The 17,512-nt window shown below is 70.1% G+C and carries 15 protein-coding genes; 5 read left to right on the top strand and 10 right to left on the bottom strand.

The features are described from left to right. Nucleotides 1–37 precede the first annotated feature (37 nt). Complete coding sequence (locus tag ACFVM3_RS13795) at nucleotides 38–805, top strand: BTAD domain-containing putative transcriptional regulator (RefSeq protein ID WP_378438557.1); 768 nt, start codon at nucleotides 38–40, stop codon at nucleotides 803–805. Nucleotides 806–864: 59 nt separating this feature from the next. Here the strand turns inward: ACFVM3_RS13795 and ACFVM3_RS13790 are convergent, their stop codons facing one another. The 3 genes from ACFVM3_RS13790 to ACFVM3_RS13780 are packed head-to-tail and all read right to left on the bottom strand — an operon-like array spanning nucleotide 865 to nucleotide 2,758. Then, nucleotides 865–1,608 carry a hypothetical protein gene (locus ACFVM3_RS13790; protein ID WP_378438555.1) on the bottom strand — a complete coding sequence of 248 codons (744 nt, stop codon included), beginning with the start codon at nucleotides 1,606–1,608 and terminating at the stop codon, nucleotides 865–867. 35 nt (nucleotides 1,609–1,643) lie between these two features. Continuing rightward, entirely contained in the window at nucleotides 1,644–2,045 is a 402-nt protein-coding gene (locus ACFVM3_RS13785; protein WP_378438553.1) for a hypothetical protein, read from the bottom strand. A gap of 5 nt (nucleotides 2,046–2,050) precedes the next feature. Further along, entirely contained in the window at nucleotides 2,051–2,758 is a 708-nt protein-coding gene (locus ACFVM3_RS13780; RefSeq protein WP_378438552.1) for a hypothetical protein, read from the bottom strand. Nucleotides 2,759–2,884: 126 nt separating this feature from the next. Here ACFVM3_RS13780 and ACFVM3_RS13775 point away from each other — a divergent pair, with 126 nt between their 5' ends. Further along, entirely contained in the window at nucleotides 2,885–4,108 is a 1,224-nt protein-coding gene (locus tag ACFVM3_RS13775) for a protein kinase (protein WP_378438551.1), read from the top strand. A gap of 265 nt (nucleotides 4,109–4,373) precedes the next feature. Then, the gene (locus tag ACFVM3_RS13770) at nucleotides 4,374–5,585 is read left to right on the top strand and encodes a protein kinase (RefSeq protein WP_378438549.1); all 1,212 of its coding nucleotides are present in this window, start codon (nucleotides 4,374–4,376) and stop codon (nucleotides 5,583–5,585) included. A 328-nt stretch (nucleotides 5,586–5,913) separates the two neighbouring features. Here ACFVM3_RS13770 and ACFVM3_RS13765 read toward each other — a convergent pair whose 3' ends face one another. The 6 genes from ACFVM3_RS13765 to ACFVM3_RS13740 are packed head-to-tail and all read right to left on the bottom strand — an operon-like array spanning nucleotide 5,914 to nucleotide 14,270. Then, nucleotides 5,914–8,058, bottom strand: a complete 2,145-nt coding sequence (locus ACFVM3_RS13765) for a transglutaminaseTgpA domain-containing protein (protein ID WP_378438547.1) — start codon at nucleotides 8,056–8,058, stop codon at nucleotides 5,914–5,916. Continuing rightward, a complete protein-coding gene (locus ACFVM3_RS13760) occupies nucleotides 8,037–9,209 on the bottom strand; it encodes a DUF58 domain-containing protein (RefSeq protein WP_378438545.1) in 1,173 nt (390 codons plus the stop codon). The genes ACFVM3_RS13765 and ACFVM3_RS13760 overlap by 22 nt, the downstream gene beginning before the upstream one ends. Before the next feature lie 5 nt (nucleotides 9,210–9,214). Then, nucleotides 9,215–10,168 carry an AAA family ATPase gene (locus ACFVM3_RS13755; RefSeq protein WP_378438543.1) on the bottom strand — a complete coding sequence of 318 codons (954 nt, stop codon included), beginning with the start codon at nucleotides 10,166–10,168 and terminating at the stop codon, nucleotides 9,215–9,217. 22 nt (nucleotides 10,169–10,190) lie between these two features. Beyond that, nucleotides 10,191–12,287: a fibronectin type III domain-containing protein gene (locus ACFVM3_RS13750; protein ID WP_378438541.1), complete on the bottom strand. Its 2,097-nt coding sequence runs from the start codon at nucleotides 12,285–12,287 to the stop codon at nucleotides 10,191–10,193. Between the two features lie 40 nt (nucleotides 12,288–12,327). After that, nucleotides 12,328–13,608 (bottom strand): sensor histidine kinase, encoded by a 1,281-nt coding sequence (locus ACFVM3_RS13745; RefSeq protein WP_378438539.1) that lies wholly within the window; start codon nucleotides 13,606–13,608, stop codon nucleotides 12,328–12,330. After that, a complete protein-coding gene (locus ACFVM3_RS13740) occupies nucleotides 13,605–14,270 on the bottom strand; it encodes a response regulator transcription factor (RefSeq protein ID WP_378438537.1) in 666 nt (221 codons plus the stop codon). Before ACFVM3_RS13740 ends, ACFVM3_RS13745 begins: the two co-directional genes overlap by 4 nt. A gap of 119 nt (nucleotides 14,271–14,389) precedes the next feature. On the opposite strand from ACFVM3_RS13740, the gene ACFVM3_RS13735 reads away from it, so the two are divergent. After that, entirely contained in the window at nucleotides 14,390–15,046 is a 657-nt protein-coding gene (locus ACFVM3_RS13735) for a response regulator transcription factor (protein WP_378438535.1), read from the top strand. Nucleotides 15,047–15,580: 534 nt separating this feature from the next. Here the strand turns inward: ACFVM3_RS13735 and ACFVM3_RS13730 are convergent. After that, nucleotides 15,581–16,117: a hypothetical protein gene (locus tag ACFVM3_RS13730; RefSeq protein ID WP_378438533.1), complete on the bottom strand. Its 537-nt coding sequence runs from the start codon at nucleotides 16,115–16,117 to the stop codon at nucleotides 15,581–15,583. Nucleotides 16,118–16,715: 598 nt separating this feature from the next. Between ACFVM3_RS13730 and ACFVM3_RS13725 the strand changes: the two genes are divergently transcribed. Beyond that, entirely contained in the window at nucleotides 16,716–17,174 is a 459-nt protein-coding gene (locus ACFVM3_RS13725) for an SPW repeat protein (RefSeq protein WP_378438531.1), read from the top strand. Nucleotides 17,175–17,512 lie beyond the last annotated feature (338 nt).

The following is a 17,512-nucleotide window of genomic DNA, read 5'->3' as shown; positions in this document are numbered from 1 at the left end:
CCGCAGACAGCACAAGCACGCCACGGGGGGACATCCGATGCTCTTCCAGCTCCTCGGACCGATCGAGGTCACCGTACCCGGACAGCCGCCACTCGCGATCAAACCGGGTAAGCCGACCACCGTGCTGACCGCGCTGCTGCTCGACCGCGGCAAGTGGGTCAGCGTGGACCGGCTGATCGACGCGGCCTGGCACGGCCGGGCCGCGCCGGCGTCGGCCGCGGGCAACCTGAAGTCCTACATCTGCGGGTTGCGCCGCGCGCTGGCGCCGGCGGCGGACAGGACACGTATCGAGAGCAGGCCCGGCGCGTACCGGATCGTCGTCGACCGCGAGGACACCGACATCGACCACGTCGGCCGCACCTTCGCCGAGGGCCGCGAGGCACTCCGCGAAGGAGATCACGAGCGGGCGGCCAAGCTGCTCACCGATGCGCTGGACTTGTGGCGCGGCACGCCGTTCGAGGGACTGCGGACCCCGGACGCCCTCGCCGAGGTCGCCCGGCTGGACCGTCTGCGCACGCGGATCCGCGAAGACCTGGCCGAAGCCGACCACGCGCTCGGCAGGCACCTCGACGCGGTCTCGCTCCTGCACGGTCTGATCGACGAAGATCCGCTTCGCGAGCACGCTTGGGCGAGGCTGGTGATGGTGCTGAACGAAATCGGCCAGCGCAGCGAGGCGCTTGCCGCGTTCCGCCGCGCCCGCGCGATCATCGTGCGGGAACTCGGGGTCGAACCGGGCGCCGCCCTCACCACCGCGCACCAGACCGCGTTGCGGGGCTATGCCACCGGATGTCGTCAGGCCGCCTGACATCGGCTCGTGAGCGGCGATTCGGGTCCGATCCCGAATCGCCGCTCTCGAGTTCGCCGCTATTTGACCGTGACCGTGGCGCTCGACCAGGACGAACCGTCCGGGCTGGACGTGGTGACCGTGCGGGTCTGGCCCGGCTTCAGGCCCTTGCTGTCCACCGAGACGTGCCCGGTACCCGTTCCCTTTCCGGGCGCGGGCTTGGTCTGCTTCCCCTTCTCCTTGCTGTGCTTGTGCTTCTCGGACTTGAGCTTCTTCAGCTCCTTCTTCGCCTTGTCCAGTTCGCTCTTGGCCTTCTTGACCTCGTCCCCCGCCTTGTCGACGAGCTTCTTGGCCGTGTCCAGCGAGCCGGTGGCCTTGGCGACCGACTCGACGATCTTCTTCTTCGAACTTTCCGGCACGACGGGAGCTGGCTTCTCGACCACGATCACCCTCGGCCGGGGCTGGACGCGGCTTTCCTTGCTGACGGCCGCCTTGACCACCGGGTGCCGCGTCTTCTGGCGTTCCACCTTCTTCACCGTCACCGCGGCGGGCTTGATCTTGGCCACCTTCTTGACCGGCACCGGTTTCGCGGCCGGAGCCGCGGGGACCGCGGCGGGCGGCGCGACCTGCTGGACGAGCGGGTTGACGGGGGCGGCAGGCTGCTGCGGGGCGACGGCCGGTTTCGGCGCGGCGGCCGCCGCGGGGGCGGGGGTGGCCGACGCGGTCGCTTCGTCCGTCCCGTCGAAGGCGCCGAAGGTCCACGCGCCGACGGCGGCGGTCGTCAGGCCCGCGACGCCGAGCACGCCTACACGTTTGATGTCCATGGGATACCTCGATTTCCTGTTGCCCACCGTGACGTTCACGGCCGGGGTTCGTCTTCGTGACGGCGTTCGTAGAACTCTTCCGCCAGTGAGCGGCCCATCAGGCCGCCGAAGATCCCGGCGGCCACCCCGACGGCGATGCCGACGGGCGTCGCGATGACCAGCCCGGTGGTCACCCCGAAGACCAGTGAAGCGGTCCCGCCGCCGAATCCGGTGACGGCGCTCTTGCTGAGCGGCTTTTCTTCGTGCTCCAGGTAGTAGTCGTACTCGACCTGTTCGTCGTCTTCCGTGTCCGGAATGGACGGTCGCTGGTTCAGCCACGCTTCTTCCGGGATCACCAGATACCGGGGTTGCGGGACGACGGGGTCACGCGGGACGGAGAACTTCCGGAAGGCCGCCCACAGGGACAATGCCGGTCGTTCGGCGAGGGTCGTGGCCATGGCGCTCAGTCCCGATCGCCGGTCATGATCTTGATCGGCTTGTCGTGATCCTTCAGCTTCTTGACGCTCTCCCGGAGCTTCTTCAGATCGCCTTTGGCCTTTTTCAGGTCGTCCTTGGCCTTGTCCAGCACCTTGCTCGCGCGCTCCACCGCTTCGTTCGCGGTGTCGACGGCCTTGGCCTTGTCCTTCAGTTGCTCGCGGATCGTGCGCGGAGCCGTCTCGGCGACCGCCGCGCGAACGACGAACTTCTTCTCCGGGAGAACACTCGACAGTTTCGGCGCGGCCGCCTTCAGCACGCGCGGTTTGACGACCGCCGCCTTCTTCACCACCGGCACCGGGCTGGCCACCTTCTTGACCGTCTGCGCGGTCTTCACCGTCCGCTGCACCGGAACGGCCTGTTTGACGACCGGCGCCACGGGTGCCTTGGCAGGCACGACAGGGTTCACCGCCGGCGGCGGGGCCACCTTTCGCGGCGCGACCGGTTCGGTCCGCGGCTCGGGTTTCGGCTGGGGCGCCACCTGTTTCGGCGGGGCCGGAGCAGGCGCCGTCGCCTGGACCTGCTGCGGTTTGGCCGCCTGCGCGGTGTCCTGTACCGGTTTTTCGTCGGGCCGGTCGTCGACCATCGCGTTCGCGGTGGTGGCGCCGATGGCCGCGGTGGCGAGACCGGCGACGCCGTAGACGGCCGCCCGCCGGAGATTGTTCTTCTGCTTCATACGTCCCACCTCGCTGTTCCGTGGCGTCGCTGCTGAGAAGCAGCGTGGCGCGCGACGGTTCAATGCCGGTACATCGGCGGTTCATCCGCACTCCCGTGATCGCGCTCTCCGGACTACTCTGCGGTCATGCGACCGGAGGACGGGGAAGCGCTCGGAAGCGGATCGGCAGGTGCCGTCTTCGCCGTGCCGACGGACGAAGGCGACTTCGCGTTCAAGGTTTTCCCCGGCAGGCTGTACCAGCGCACCCGCCTCGGCCTGGAACGCGAACTGGAGCGGCTTTCCGCGCTGGACGGCCAGGTTCTGGTACCCGACACCATCGAGGAACTGCCCGACGGGCGGTGCGCGCTCCGCAGCGAACTCTGCGTCCGATCACTGCTCGATCTGGTCGAGAGCGCCGGCCCGCTGTCGGTCGCGGACACGCTCGTCCTCGGCTCCGCGATCGCGTCGACGCTCGCGAGGGCGCACGAAGCCGGGATCTTCCATGGCAGGGTCACCCCCGCCAACGTGCTGTTCCGCGCGTCGGGTGAACCCGTGATCAACGACTTCGAACGCACCCTGCGCCCGGTGTTCGTCCGCGATCCGGACCACGGGAGCGACTTCCTCGACCCGGAAGGACCCCACGGCGAGAGCGCGGACCTCTATGGGATCGGTGCCGTGCTCCATTTCGCGCTGACCGGACTGCCGCCCGGGCCGGACCGGCCGGAACTGCACCGCGTGGACGCGCCGATCGACCTCCTCGCCCTCACCGAGAACCTCCTCGCCGAAGACCCCGGTTCCCGTCCGGCCGGCGCGGCCGTGGTCGAGGAGATCCTCGCCACACTGGTCCCCGAACAGTCCACTGTGGACGAGGAAGTGCCCGTCTTGGTGTCACAGGGGATCCAGGGATTCCCGCTCGTGACCATCGCGCCGGAACCGGCGTCGACACCCGCGCCCCGCAAGAGGTCCGCCTGGCCCGCGCTCACCATCGGCGCGGCCACCGTGCTCGCGGCCGCTGCCTGGTTCCTCCTCTCCGGTTCGACGGAACCACCGCCGCGGGCCCTGGCACAACCGAGCCCGGCGATGACGAGCACAAGCCCGAAACCGGCGCCGCGGGTGGAGCTGGACGCACCGATCGACCACGGCTCGATGGTCGAGCTGAACTGGCGGGCACCGGAGGGGTTCGACTCGGCCGTCGTCGTCGCGGACGGCACCGGTGAAGCCAAGACCACGATCGTCCGGCGGCAGCGGACGATGAAGGTCCCCGTCGACCCTGGCCGGAAGTACTGTTTCCTGATCCAGATCACCGACGGCGGCGGGGTACAGGAGAGCGAACCTCGTTCGATCCGCGGCGCGGTCTGCCGGGGCTATTGAGGGGTAGGTCAACCGTGTCGGGTCGGCGGTGGGTGAAGGCTCCCTTCGTCGCGTCTGATGCGGTGATGGGAGCCTTCGTCCCGGCCACTCGCCCGTGCGGACCACCTCGCCGCCGGCGTCCGTGTCGCGGAAGCCACTTTCGCGGCGCCTGATGTCCCGAAAGTGGCTTTCGCGACGCGTTCGACAGGCGGAAGGTCCGTGAAGGTCTCGACGGCCCTGTTGTACCGTGGACGGGTCCGCGGTGGAGAGGGGATCCGGCCGTCGTATGAGCAGCGTTTCCGCCACCGTCGTGCCCGGCCCCGGCGATACGGTGCTCAAGGTGTACCCGGGTTCGCTGGACCGGGAGACCCGGGCGGCGCTGGTACGGGAACAGGCCGCGCTCTCCGGTATCGCGTCGATCCTCCCGGTCGAGGAAATCGGCAAGCTCGCCGACGGCCGGACGGCGCTGCGAATGCCCCGCTGTGCCCGGTCCTTCGCCACCTTGGCCGAACCCCTGCCGGTCCGGGACGCGCTGATCATCGGCGAAACGGTCGCGCGGGCGCTGTCCGCCGCGCACCGGGCGGGCGTGGTGCACGGTTCGGTGTCGCCGGGGAACGTCTTGATCCGGCGCACCGGCGAACCCGTCGTCGCCGACTTCGGCGTGGCGCTCAGGCGGCGGTTCCCCCGTGACCCGCTGCACGGCCTCGAGTTCGCCGCCCCGGAGACCGTGCGCGACCAGACCATGGACGAGCGGGCCGACCGTTACGGTCTCGGCGCCGTCCTGTACCTCGCGCTGACCGGCGAACCTCCACACAGGACGGTCGTCGGCGAGCAACCCGGCGCCCGCATCCACCGCGTGCTCAACGAGCCCGTCGCGCCTCTCACCCGGCCGGACGTCCCGGACGAGCTCGTGACGCTCATCGGCGAACTGCTGGCCAAAGATCCGGAGAGCCGTCCGGAAGACCCGGAAGCCCGGCTGAAGCATCTGCACCGGACACTCACCGCGACTCAAGCCGGTATCCCGCTCGACCTGCCCGCGGAACCGATCCTCGTTCTGGAGCCGTCCCGCCCGGAGCAGCCACCGCCGGAAACCGCGGCGTCGAAGCGGAAGTACGTCGTCGCGGCCGCGGTCCTGGCCGGGATCTGCGGGGCCGTCGCCGTACCGTCGCTCCTGTCCGGCAGCCGGGAGGCCCCGCCCGCGCCGTCGGCCACGGCCGCTCCCCCGTCGAGCGGGGTCGGGATCCACCTGGCCCCGCCCGTCGACCACGGAACCTACGTCGACCTGTCGTGGACGTCGAACGCGGAACTGGACTTCGCGATCATCCTTGCCGAGGAAGGGCGGGCGGAGCCGCAGGTGCTCCTGACACAGCGGTCCAAGCAGCGCCGGGTCGACGTCCGGCCAGGTCTGCGGTACTGCTTCCAGATCCAGGGCAGCAGCCCGCAGGGCACCTACGAGAGCGAGTTCCAGCCGCTTCGCGGCGCCGTCTGCAAGCCGTGAGGCGAGGTGCTGTGTCGCGGTCGGCCGTTGGCGTCCGTACTGCCGCGCGGACGCTCCGTCGAGGGGTTGCGAAAGCCACTTTCGCAACCCTCAACGTTGCGAAAGTGGCTTTCGCAACGTGGCCTCTTTCTCTCCCCCCGCGGTTTCGCGTGACTGGACGGACGACACGCGTGATGGAATGGACGACTCGTGTGACTGGGCGGACGACTCGCGACGGAGACCGGCCGTGCGTGTGTCGTCCGCCGGATCACGCGTGTCGTCCGTCCAGTCACGCGTGTCGTCCGTCCAGTCACGCGAGTCGTCCTCCCGATCACGTCTTTACGGCCGCTCAAGCCGCGCGTGGCGGGAACAGGACGCGGACGTTGACCGCCGCCCGCAGCCTCGCCACCCAGGACCGGCGCCGGAGTCCTTTTCGGACGGTCTTCACCGCGGCCCACGCCTCATGGGCGACATCCGGAGCCGTCCCGGACCACAGCGCGGCGTCGACGGATCTCGCCAGCGAATGCAGTCCGTCCACTGTGGACTGATCACCGAAGACACCAGCGGTGGCGGCCAGATCCCGCACGGTCATCCCGGCGGTCACCCGGAGACCGTGCGCCCGCAGCCGGTCCCTGGCTTCGGCCCAGGCACCGATCACCGCCGCCCGGCCTTCCTTGCGACGTCGCCGCCAAGCGCGGAACGCGGTCACCCCGGGAACGCCCGCGCCCCAGAGCACCAGCAGGATCAGGAGCCCGGCGGCGGCGACGATCGCCGCTGTCCGCCAGTCCCCCGCGCCCGACGCGGTGTCCTCTTCGGACTCTCCGGGCGGAAGCGGTGGATTCTCCAGTTTCTGCACCGGCGGCAGCTGGGTCCGCACCTCCGCCACGGCGGCGGCGATCCCCTTCGCGGCCGCGGATCCGCTCTGCTCGGCGGCGCCGGACGGGTCGAGGGGGACCCAGCCCACCTTGGCCACCGCGACCTCCGGCCACGCGATGATGTCGGCGTTGCGGACCACGTGCGTGCCGTCGGCTTCGGCCCGTTCCGGCGCGCGGAAGCCGACGACGAGCCGGGCCGGGATTCCCTTCAGCCGGGCCAGCACCACGTACGCGGCGGCGAACTGCTCGCTCGTGCCCCGTTTGTCACCCTCGATCAGGAACCGGCGCAGCTGCGGCCAGCCGTGTCCGGTCGGCAGGTCGTCGCCCGTGGCGAGCCGGTAGTTTCCGGCGAGGTACCGCTCCAGCGCGACAGCGGTCTGGAACGACGGCCGCAGGTCGGGCGGCAGCGCGCGGTCGGCGAGATCGCCGATCTCCTCGGGCACCGTGCCGAGACCGCCGAGACCGCCCGGAAGCGCGGGATCCATCCCGGCCCCGATCAGATCGTCCGGGCCGACCTGGGGCTCCCACCAGCCGAGGGTGTAGCGGGAGCGCGGCGGCAGCTGGGTGGCGACAAGGGTTCCGCGTGTCTCGTCGACAAGCGCGTCGACGCCGGCGACCGACGCGGGCGACGTCTGGCCGGGGAGCCACGGTCCGGACGGGGCCGTCATCTCGATCGTGGCCTGGCGCCTGGCCACCGGGACCTCTTCTCCCGTACGGGGCGGGATTTCCGCGCCCAGGCGGCGGAAACCTCCACCGGGCAGCCAGTTCGAGCCGTCGAACTCGTCCAGGACGGCCAGCGGCCAGCGCCGGGACGCCGGGGTGTCCCCGGTGTAGCGGAACACCTGCGGCGACGGATTCTTGGTCCGGTACGCGATCTCGGACAGCGGGCTCGTGACGGACTCTTCGGCGAGCGGGACGGATTCGTTGTCCTTCAAGGAGTACGCGGGGCGGGCGAGCGGATCGGCCACGGTCAGCACCAGCGCGCCGACGACGCCGAGCACCACGGCGGGCGCGACCAGTTTCAGCAGCCGGGGCAACGCGGTCCCTCTGCCGTCGACCAGCAACAGTCCGGCGATGACCGCGTAGCCGATCCCCGTGGCCACCGCGGCGACGCCGGTCACCGCGACGTAGGCCTGGCTCAGCACCAGGACGAGCAGTCCCGGCACCAACGCGAGCAGCGGCCGTCGCAGCCGGTGCAGTAGTTCGATCCCCAGTACGGCGGCGACCAGCACGGCCAGCGGCACGAACGAGACCAGTTCCGGATCGGGCCGGGCGGGCCAGGTCGTCCGCAGGGTCAGCTGCCAGCCGTCGACGGCCCCGTCGGCGAGTACCGCGAACGTCTCCCCCGTCGGGATCCCGGCCGCGGTCGTTCCCGGCAGCACCGTCTCGATCACCGCGAGGAGGCCGGCCACCACCGCGATCACCGGCCGCCACGGCACCGTTTTCGGGAACCGTCTGCCGAGTTCGGTGACGCCGTAGGTCACCAGTACCACCGCGCCGATCGACGGGAGCAGCGCGGCGACGCCGAAGACCGGCGCGAACAGCAGTCCTCCGATCGCCGCCGCCGCGAGCACGGCGACGTCCGCGATCCGCGAGGTCACGACACCAGCTCGTTCCACCGGTTCACCGCCTCGGCCGCGTCCGCCGCACTGACCCTCCGGGCGCGGGGAACGCCCTCGACACCGTGCACGCCGAGCCCGTCCATCCCGAGCCCGTGCGTGCCCACCCCGAGCACGTACACCGACGAGAAATGCGGCCGGACGACCGCGAGCCCGCGCAGCTCCGGGCCTGCCCTGCCGGTCACGACGACCAGGCAGCCACCACGGACCCCCTTGCGCGACAACGAAACCGGAATCATCGGCCGGTCCGCGGCGGGGTCCTGGCCGACCTCGCACAGCACGTCCAACAGCCGCCTCGCCGCCTGCGCGCCGCCGAAGGTCGTCAGATCCTCGCCGGTCGAGGTGAGCAGACGGCAGCGGTGCCCGGCCATCGCCGCCGCGTTCACCAGTGACGCCGCCAGTTCGGCGGCCTCCTCGAATTCGTTCTCCGACAACACTTTCGCCCGGGTGTCGAGCAGCAGCGTGAACCGGGGATGGTCGGGATCGACGTAGTCCCTGACCATCAGCTGCCCGGTCCTGGCCGTGGCCTTCCAGTGCAGGTGACGGACCTCGTCCCCGACCACGTACTCGCGCACGTCCCGCAGGTCCGCCGAACCGTGCAGCGAATCGTCGGTCGTCGGCCCGTCGTGGTGGTGGCGGGGATGCCCGGTCGCGAGCGCGCGCACGGGATGCAGTTTCGGGTAGACCCACAGCGTCGCGGTGTCACCGGCGGGCAGCGGGCGCCGGACGAGGCCGAGCGGGTCGGCACGCTCCAGGATCAGCGGACCGACTGTGAACCGCCCGCGCCGCCTTGTCGGCAGTTCGTAGTGGTACGTCGCTTCGCCGCCCGGTGGCAACGGGCGGACCGTGACAGCCAGTTCGGCGCCGTGTTCCCCGTGCTCCCGCGCCGTGAACCCGGCCTGCCGCCGCGTTCCGGGGTTCCCGACCAGCAGCCGGGCCATCGCCGGGCGCCCGCGTTCGACGCGGTCCGGGAACACGTCGCGCCGCACCGCGACCCGCGGGCGCCGCACCGCCAGCGCCACCCCGGCGAGCAACGCGCCCATCGCGGCGCCCGCGAGCACGCGCAGCAGTGGGTACCCGGCCAGTTCACCCGCGCCGTACAGCAGCACGGCGGCGACCAGCAGTCCGGTACCGCGTCCCGTGAGCCGCATCCGGCTCAGACCGCGTTTATCGCGGGCGCCGGCGTCGCCGCCAGTGCCTCGTCGACGACGTCGGCCGCGGACCGCTGGTTGAGCTCGGCGTCGGAAGTGAGCACCAGACGATGGGCCAGCACCGGTTTCGCGATGGCCTTGATGTCGTCCGGGGTCACGTAATTGCGGCCATCGGTGGCCGCGATCCCTTGCGCCGCACGGACGAGGGCGATGCTCCCGCGCGGGCTCGCGCCGTAACGGACCGCCGCGTGTTCCCGGGTCGCCGCGGCCAGCCGTACCGCGTACGAACAGATCGCGGGGTCCAAGTAGGCGTCCCGCACCTGGTCGATGGCACGGCGCAGGGTCGCCAGGTCGACGACCGGGCCCAGCTCATCCGGGCTGACCCGCGCGCAGTCGCTCATGAGCACCCGCACCTCGGAGTCGTGATCGGGGTAGCCGACGGAGATCCGCATCATGAACCGGTCGAGCTGCGCCTCGGGCAGCCGATAGGTGCCCTCCATCTCGATCGGGTTCTGCGTGGCGACCACCAGGAACGGATGCGGAACGTCGTGCGGCACCGAATCGACCGTCGCCCGGCGCTCCGACATCACCTCGAGCAACGCGGACTGGGTCTTCGGCGTACCGCGGTTGATCTCGTCCGCGAGGACGATGTTCGCGAAGATCCCGCCGGGGTGGAACTCGAACTTCTCGTTGTTCTGGTGGTAGACCATCACTCCGGTCACGTCACCGGGCAGCAGGTCCGGGGTGAACTGGATCCGGTTCCAGCTTCCGCCGATGCTCCGGGCGAGACACCGGGCCAGTGTCGTCTTCCCCAGGCCGGGAACGTCTTCGATCAGCAGATGGCCTTCGGACAGCAAAGCCGCGATCGCGAGCCGGACGACTTCCGGTTTGCCGCGCAGCACGCGCTGCACGTTCTCGGCGACCGCCTGGTAGACCGCGGTCGCGGACGGCTGGTTCATCGTGCCCCCTGTTTCGTGCCCGTCATTTCCAGGTGATCGTCTTCGCGATCGGGTCGTAGGAGTTGGGATACAGCGTCACGGTGACCCGGTCACCCTTGGCGCCGGGATAGCGGACGAGATCCGTGCCGGTGTTGTGCTGGCCGGTGAGCTTGATCGAGAACTCCTCGCTCCAGCCGGGGCCGGAGACGACGACGCGGAGCGTGGCGTTCCAGTTCGAGCTCTCGGTGATCGTCCTGGCGACCAGCCGCACCATCCCGTTCCGCTGGGTCACCTCGATGTCCGGCCGTCCCTTGGGAATCGTCGGGTCGTCCCCCGCCGGGCCGTTGCCCGCGGCGCTCATCGCCTCGACGTAGAACCGCAGTTCGGTGCCCACCAACAGGAAATCGGCCACGTACTGCCGCGCCGACGCCGCCACGGTCGCCTCGCCGCAGTCCGGTGGGTCGTGCGGTTGATTCGGGCCTTCGCTGTCCGGGCACCAGTAGATCCGGTAGCCGGTGATCGGCGAGCCGTTCGCCGTCGCGGGTGTCCAGGTGATGAGCGCGCCGCCGTTGCCCTGCGGTTGCGCGGCGACGTTCCCGGGGGCGCTCGGCGGCTTGGGGACCGCCGGGGTCACCGGGGCGGAACTGGCGCCGGGACCCGTTCCCGCGCGGTTGATCGCGGCCACGGTGAAGACGTACGAGGCACCGTTGGTCAGCCCGGTGATCGACGCTGTCCGTGCGCCACCGCCGACCGTCCGCTCGCCGCCGGACCACGTCACCCGGTAGCCAGTCACGGCGGCGCCGTTCGCGGCCGCGGCGTTCCATCGCACGGTCGCGGAGGCGTTGCCCGGCGTGGCCGTCACCGACCGCGGCGCACCCGGCGGGCTCGCCGCGACGGGCGGTGGTTTCTTGGTCGGCTGCGGCGCCACGGGCCGGTCCGGCTTCCCGGTCGGCGCGGGCGGCGGCTGGGGCTGCGTGACGGGTCCCCGCGTGTCCGGCGGGTTCTGGGGCGGCGGAGCCACCGGTTTCGGGTCCTGCGCGGGATCGGGGGCGCCGGTCACCGGGACCTCGTTCACCGCGCCGTCGTGCTCCACCACCAGCACGTGGGCACCGTCGACCCCGTCGACGTAGACCCTGGAGTCCTGGCCGCGCACCGGGGGCTTGCCGCCCTCGCCGGGGATCGGTTTCTTGTCCCGCTCCCGGCCGTCACGGTCGAAGGTCCGCACCGTCTTTCTGGTGCGGTCGACCACCGCGACGGCGGTCCGCGAGGCGGCGACGCCCGCGTAATCACCCGGCGGAAGCCCGACGGTCACCGGAGGGGTCTTCTGCGGCGCGGCGTCCACCAGATGCAGTCGCGCCCCCTGCGGATCGAGGATCGCCACCCTGCCCTCGACGTCGTTCGACGCCGCGACCGCGGTCTCCGGAACCTCGACGCCGAGCTTCACCGGATCGCCGAGGCCGGTGACGGCGACCGTCCGCGCGGTGTCGTCGGTGGTGTCCACGAACATCGCGGTGTCGCCGACGACGGTGAGAGAACCCTTGTGTCCCTGGGGAACCACGAACGGGCAGGACAGCCGCTCCGAACCGGGAGCCAGTTCGCACAGCAGCCCGGTGTCGAGGCGGTGCAGCCAAAGCCGTCCGTCCGGGGTCGCGACCGGAGTCCCGAGCGGTCCCCCGGCCTTGACGGTGACGGCGCGGTCGCCGAAGCGGCTCACCGTCCCGGCTTCGCGATAGACGGCGTATGGCCCGCCTCGGACCTCGAGGGTCACCGGACGTTCGGGAGCGGGCGCGGGATGGCTGCCTTCGACCGACAAGGTCGATTTACCGAATTCGACGGTCTTCTTCCCCGGGCTGAGGATGTACCCCTGCGTCGGGCCCTGCACGACCTGGCTGTCCGCGCCGGCGCCCGGGACGCTCACTTCGGCGTCCGCCCGTTTGCCCGCCCCGTCGATGTGGAACGCCTTGCCGAGCACGGAGTTGTAGATCCAGTGCCCCGTCGCCACCACGTCCAGCCCTGGCAGCGGTTTCGACGCACCGCCCACGGCGATGCCGACCACCGCGACACAGCACGCGACGATCAACGCGATCGGAGCCCTTGCCCGCCAGCGCGCCCCGGCGGTCCCCTTACCTGCACGGATCACATCCGGCAGCGTAACGCGTTCGTTCGGTGTCATGACCTGCTCACCGGTCCCCCATGGGCAGGGCGAGCTCGAAGATCGCCCCGCCCTCGTCACGGTTGTAGATACGCAGCGTGCCGCCGTGGATGTCGGCGACCCATTTGACGACGGCGAGACCGATCCCGGTCGATCCGCCACCACTGACGAAGCGTTCGAACAGTTCCGCCGCCCCGTCCGGATCGACACCGGGACCGCGGTCGGCGATGATCACCCTGCCGTCGAGCACGGTGACCTGGATGTCGGCCTCCTCGCCGGGCGCGCGGCCGTGGTTCACCGCGTTCCCGATCAGGTTCGCGACCGCGCGCCGCAGCAGCGTCGCGTCGCCCTCGACGCGGGTCGGCACGGAGGTGACCGAGATCCGGGCACCGTCGGCGGGCATGTCCTCGACGACCATCTCGACCAGTTGATCGAGCATCAACGGCTCCATGGCCGGTTTCTCGACCCCGGCGGTCATCCGGGCACGGCTCGGCCAGAGGTCGATGATGTCGCCCATCATCGAGGCGAGCCGGATGGTCCTCGGCAACATCTCGGCCTGCGCGGCCGGGTTCCGCGACGCCGTCTCGGCGAGCGCGCGCAGGCCGGCCACCGGTGTCTTGAGGTCGTGCACGACGCCGTCGAGGAGCTGGGAAACGCCGTCCAGCAACGACTTCTGCTGTTCCAGTGCCGCGGTCGCCGGACGCATGGCGCGTCCCGCGATGAAGTATCCGGCGGCGCCGAGCCCGAGCACGAGGAGCACACAGCCGCCGATCACCAGCAGCGTCCACTCGTCGTGCTTCTCGGCGACGGCTTCGGCATCGGCCACCACGACGACGGCGCCCACGATCTGCTTCGAGGTGTCCTTGAGCGGATCGGCCGCGACGTAGACGGACCTGCCGTCGGCCGTCCGCTCGTAGCCGGTCTTCGAGCGGTCCGTGCCGGTGGCCTCGGTCGCGAGCCGGTTCAGCAGTCCGTCGTCGACCGGGAAGCACTCACGTTTGCTGCGGTAGGGCTCGAACCGCGGGGCGGTGCCGGGGAGGACGGCGAACTGCGGGCACTGCTCGCTCACGGTGTCGGTGCCGATGTAGGCGGTGACGATCGCGCCGCCGTCCGCCGCGATCAGCCTGACCACCGTCGCGGCGACCTGGCGGACGTCGCTGTCGAGCCGCTGCCTGCCCTGGTCGGCGTCTGCCTCGATCAGCAACCACGCCAGCACCACCAGGCCGACCGCGTTCATCGCGGTGAACAGCAGCGTCAGCAGACCGCGGAGCCGTCGCAGCCGCCCTGTCGAAGTCTCCGTGTCGGTCACGAGAGCCGGAACCCGACTCCGCGCACCGTCTCCACCGGATCGGGCTCGCCCAGTTTGCGGCGCAGCCGTTTGACGACGGCGTCGACGACATTGGCCGTGGGTTCGTTCTCGAGATCCCAGCAGTGTTCGACGAGATCCGCTCGGGACACCGCCATCCCTGGGCGGGTCGCGAGATATTCGAGGATCGCGAATTCGCGGTTGCTCAGGGAGAGCAGCACGCCGCCTCGGCGGACCTCGCAGCGCGCGAAATCGACTTCGAGGTCGGCGTGGCGCAGCACCGGCGGCCTGCTGTCCCGGCGGCGGCACAGATTCATCACCCGCGCCAGCAGTTCCGCCATCACGAACGGTTTGACCAGGTAATCGTCCCCGCCGTGTTCGAATCCCTCGATCCGGGCGCTGCTCGAATCCAGCGCGGTCAGGAACAGCACCGGCACCGCCCAGCCCAGCCGCCTGCGTTCGTCGACGAACCCGATGGCGTCCCCGTCGGGCAGCATCCGGTCGAAGACCGCGCAGTCGTGCGCCGCACCGGCCACTTCGAGCGCCGCGGCCGCCAGCGAACCGACGGCGTCCACGGTGAACGAGGCGGCGCGCAACTCGGCGGACACCGCCATCCGGATGTCCTCGTCGTCCTCGACGACCAGCACCCTCGCGTTCATCGGCATCAGATCCTCGCACCAAGGAGTGAGGTCAGGGGGTCACCGTGGGACATTAGCGTCCTGCGCACCGCGGAACGGGCGATCACCCGAATACGGCCGTCCGGCGACTCGGCTACCTTGGCCGAGTGCGGATCCTGGTCATCGAAGACGACGAAGCACTCCGGTCGTCTGTGCACTCGTCCCTGCGCTCCGCCGGATTCGCCGTCGACGCCGTCGGCGATCTCCGGCCCGCGGACGAAGCCCTGTTCGTCAACGCTTACGACTGTGTGGTGTTCGACCGGATGCTCCCCAGCGGGGACGCGCTGGACTACGTCGAGCGGAAACGCGGCACCGGCTGGACGACCCCGGTGCTGTTCCTGACCGCGCTGGGCGATCCCGATCAGCGCGTCGCCGGTTTGCGGCGGGGCGGTGACGACTACCTCGAAAAACCCTTCGCCATCGCGGAAATGGTGGCGCGAGTGCGCAGCCTCTGCCGCCGCGGCCGGGTCCCGCTGCCGTCGGTGCTGCGGGCCGCGGACCTCGAACTGGACACCGGGCGGCACGAGGTCCGGCGCGGCGGGGTCCTGCTGGGCCTGACCCGCACGGAGTTCGCCGTGCTGCGCTGCCTGCTGGAGAACGCGGGCCGGACGGTTTCCCGTGACGAGCTCATCAGGGCCGGCTGGGACGAGGTGGCCGATCCGACGACCAACGTTCTCGACGTCCTGCTGACGAATCTCCGGCGGAAGCTGCTGAAGCCACCGCTGATCACCACGGTGCCCAGAGCCGGCTACCGCATCGGCTGACCTCGCCGTCCGGACGTCATCGCTGAGCAACTCGCCACCTGTCTCCCGCACCTGGGCCGACACCGCCGTCGGTGAACCGTCCCGATGATGGCGGGCACCGGTTCATCGCCGGTTCATTCACGGTGCCTGCCCCGGCCGGGATCGTATGCTGAGGCATGAGCAGATTCGCGGAAGTCATCGTCCTGGCGCGCGATGCCGAGGAAGTGATGGAACCGCTGACGCGCCCGGATCCCGACCGCGAGTGGTACCAGTGCTTCACCCGTGTCGACGACTCCGTGTTCGAGGGCACGAGCACCGGGTCGAGCGAGTGCTACACCTGGGTCATCCAGTTCTTCCGGCTCAACTGGCGAGGACTGCTGGCACATCTGGAATCCCTGCCCTGGCCCGATCCGTACTCCGTCCAGGTCCTCGTCCATGACGAAGATGACGACTGCTTCGGTCTCTGGATGCTCAAGGACGGCAAGCTCACGGAGGTCGTCCTCCCCCGCACCTCCCGCATCGAGAACCCCGGAAACAGCGTCACCGGAGTACTTTTCAGGACTGATCGGGGCCCAGGCCGGATTCCGGGCCAAGGTCGGGAACCTTCCAACGGCCATACATCGATTTCGTGAGCTCCACGATCTCGGGTAGGGCTTCCGCGAGATCACGGATCCAGCCTGTGAACGACTTCCCGCTGTCCGCTATCGGCCGGTATCCACAGAAGATGGAGAACGCCGGATCGGCCTCGACCAGGTCATCCGCCGTGAAATAGTAGAACATATACCCCTGATGGGTTTGGAAAACGAAGGCATCCTCGAAAGGCGCGAAGTCCGCGTCGTAGTCGACGACGATCTCCCGGGCGATCTCTTTCGCCTCGAGAAGCCACCCGTAATCCCACTCGGCGTCCTGACTCAGCCAGTACGGGTTCTTTCCGCCGAACTTCAAGAACTCGACGTAACGCGCGGGCAGGGTGGCCACACCTTGGGCCGACATCAGCGACTCGACCTCTTCATCGGAGCAGCCGCGCACCGTGTTTTCGTCCACGTATCCCCGCGCCATCAGCGGCTCGACGATTTCTGTCAAGTAGGACATCGAGCGGGGCTCCCGTCAGACATCGGCCAGGCATGCGGCTCCCGACTCTAACGGCGGCGAGTGTCACGACCCGCTACCGGCGACCTCCGCCGTGCGGACGGTGAGCGGAGTGCCCTGCATACACGTTGTCGGCGCTCCGGGCCGGAGCGAGCCCCGCACGACGGCCTCCACACCCGGCTTAAGGTCGGGCACCGGACGCACCAGGAGATATTCGCGGTCAGGTGCGGCGAGTACCAGGCACCCGGGTTCCACGCCGTTTCGCACGGTGCCTCGTACGGTCACTTCCGCCCCCGACGGCGCCGGCGCCGTGGGTGTCACCGACACTCCGCCGGGCGGCACGGGCGAGGGCCTGTCGGAAGGCGCACATCCGGTGGCCACGGCCAAGACCACGGCTGCCACACCGATACGCATTTTTTCCTCCTCTGGACGAAAAGCGCACAGCCGGTGGCCAGGTGGTGGTCCCTGGCCGGGGCTGTGGACGTGACGCGTACCCGGCCAGGACGAACGGGAAACACGGCCGTCACCCGGATCGGCGGTTTGTCTCCCGCGTCGCCGGGTAGCCGACCAGTTCGGAGAAGCGACGCGGAGGTGAACGAACATGACGACCCGGACCACCACACGCGAAACCGCGCAAGGCCCCGCACGGACACCGGAGGGGGCCGTCGCGTCCACCGGTTCTTCCGAGGTCTCGCTCGGGCTTGTCCTGCTGGCAGGCGTGTACCTGATCCTGTCACCCTGGGTGATCGAGTTCACCGGTACCTTCGGCATGGCCGCGACCACCATGATCAGCGGGATCGTGCTGGCACTCTTCGCCGCCGGATGCGCCCGCTCCGCGGGCTTGCGCACCCTGGCCTGGGTGATTCCGGTCCTCGGCCTCTGGGTCATCGCCTCGCCATGGGTGATTTCACGGGGGCGTGGCCTGGTGCCGCTCGACTATCCGGGTATGCCGGAACTGAACACGGCGACCTGGCTGAGCAACGTGATCGCCGGGGTGATCGTGCTGGTCGCCGGGATCGCGCTGGCACTGTCGGCACGGCGGCGCCCGGCCCACCGGTGACGGGCGGCGCAAGCGATGCGCGACAGGGACATCGGCGACGTGCTCGTCCTCGACGGAGAACCCGGCGCCGCCGAGTCGGCCCGCTCACACCGTCAGCACGCCTGCACACAGATCCGGCAGCTCGCGCAGGCCGCCGCGCCCATCGCCGTCACCACGAACGGTTCCTCAAGGAGGCCTTCACGAACTGGACGGCGGGCCGCAGCGGGCTTCAGGGAGCGTTCGCGATGTCGCGCAAACCACATTGGGGACACCACACGTCGCGAAAGTGGCGTTGGCGACAGGCCCCGCCGGCCGGGCGCGAGCCCCCGCCGCCGGCCGCGGTGGGCAAGCCCCAGTAG

The organism is Amycolatopsis sp. NPDC057786, from assembly GCF_042797905.1.
Lineage (GTDB): Bacteria > Actinomycetota > Actinomycetes > Mycobacteriales > Pseudonocardiaceae > Amycolatopsis.
This window is presented reverse-complemented; position numbering and strand designations above follow the sequence as displayed.

What these genes read in the sequence shown, in the direction of transcription:
- ACFVM3_RS13795 (WP_378438557.1), top strand. Translation starts at nt 38, where the DNA reads ATGCTCTTCCAGCTCCTCGGACCGATCGAGGTCACCGTACCCGGACAG.
- ACFVM3_RS13790 (WP_378438555.1), bottom strand. Translation starts at nt 1,608, where the DNA reads ATGGACATCAAACGTGTAGGCGTGCTCGGCGTCGCGGGCCTGACGACC.
- ACFVM3_RS13785 (WP_378438553.1), bottom strand. Translation starts at nt 2,045, where the DNA reads ATGGCCACGACCCTCGCCGAACGACCGGCATTGTCCCTGTGGGCGGCC.
- ACFVM3_RS13780 (WP_378438552.1), bottom strand. Translation starts at nt 2,758, where the DNA reads ATGAAGCAGAAGAACAATCTCCGGCGGGCGGCCGTCTACGGCGTCGCC.
- ACFVM3_RS13775 (WP_378438551.1), top strand. Translation starts at nt 2,885, where the DNA reads ATGCGACCGGAGGACGGGGAAGCGCTCGGAAGCGGATCGGCAGGTGCC.
- ACFVM3_RS13770 (WP_378438549.1), top strand. Translation starts at nt 4,374, where the DNA reads ATGAGCAGCGTTTCCGCCACCGTCGTGCCCGGCCCCGGCGATACGGTG.
- ACFVM3_RS13760 (WP_378438545.1), bottom strand. Translation starts at nt 9,209, where the DNA reads ATGCGGCTCACGGGACGCGGTACCGGACTGCTGGTCGCCGCCGTGCTG.
- ACFVM3_RS13755 (WP_378438543.1), bottom strand. Translation starts at nt 10,168, where the DNA reads ATGAACCAGCCGTCCGCGACCGCGGTCTACCAGGCGGTCGCCGAGAAC.
- ACFVM3_RS13740 (WP_378438537.1), bottom strand. Translation starts at nt 14,270, where the DNA reads ATGCCGATGAACGCGAGGGTGCTGGTCGTCGAGGACGACGAGGACATC.
- ACFVM3_RS13730 (WP_378438533.1), bottom strand. Translation starts at nt 16,117, where the DNA reads ATGTCCTACTTGACAGAAATCGTCGAGCCGCTGATGGCGCGGGGATAC.
- ACFVM3_RS13725 (WP_378438531.1), top strand. Translation starts at nt 16,716, where the DNA reads ATGACGACCCGGACCACCACACGCGAAACCGCGCAAGGCCCCGCACGG.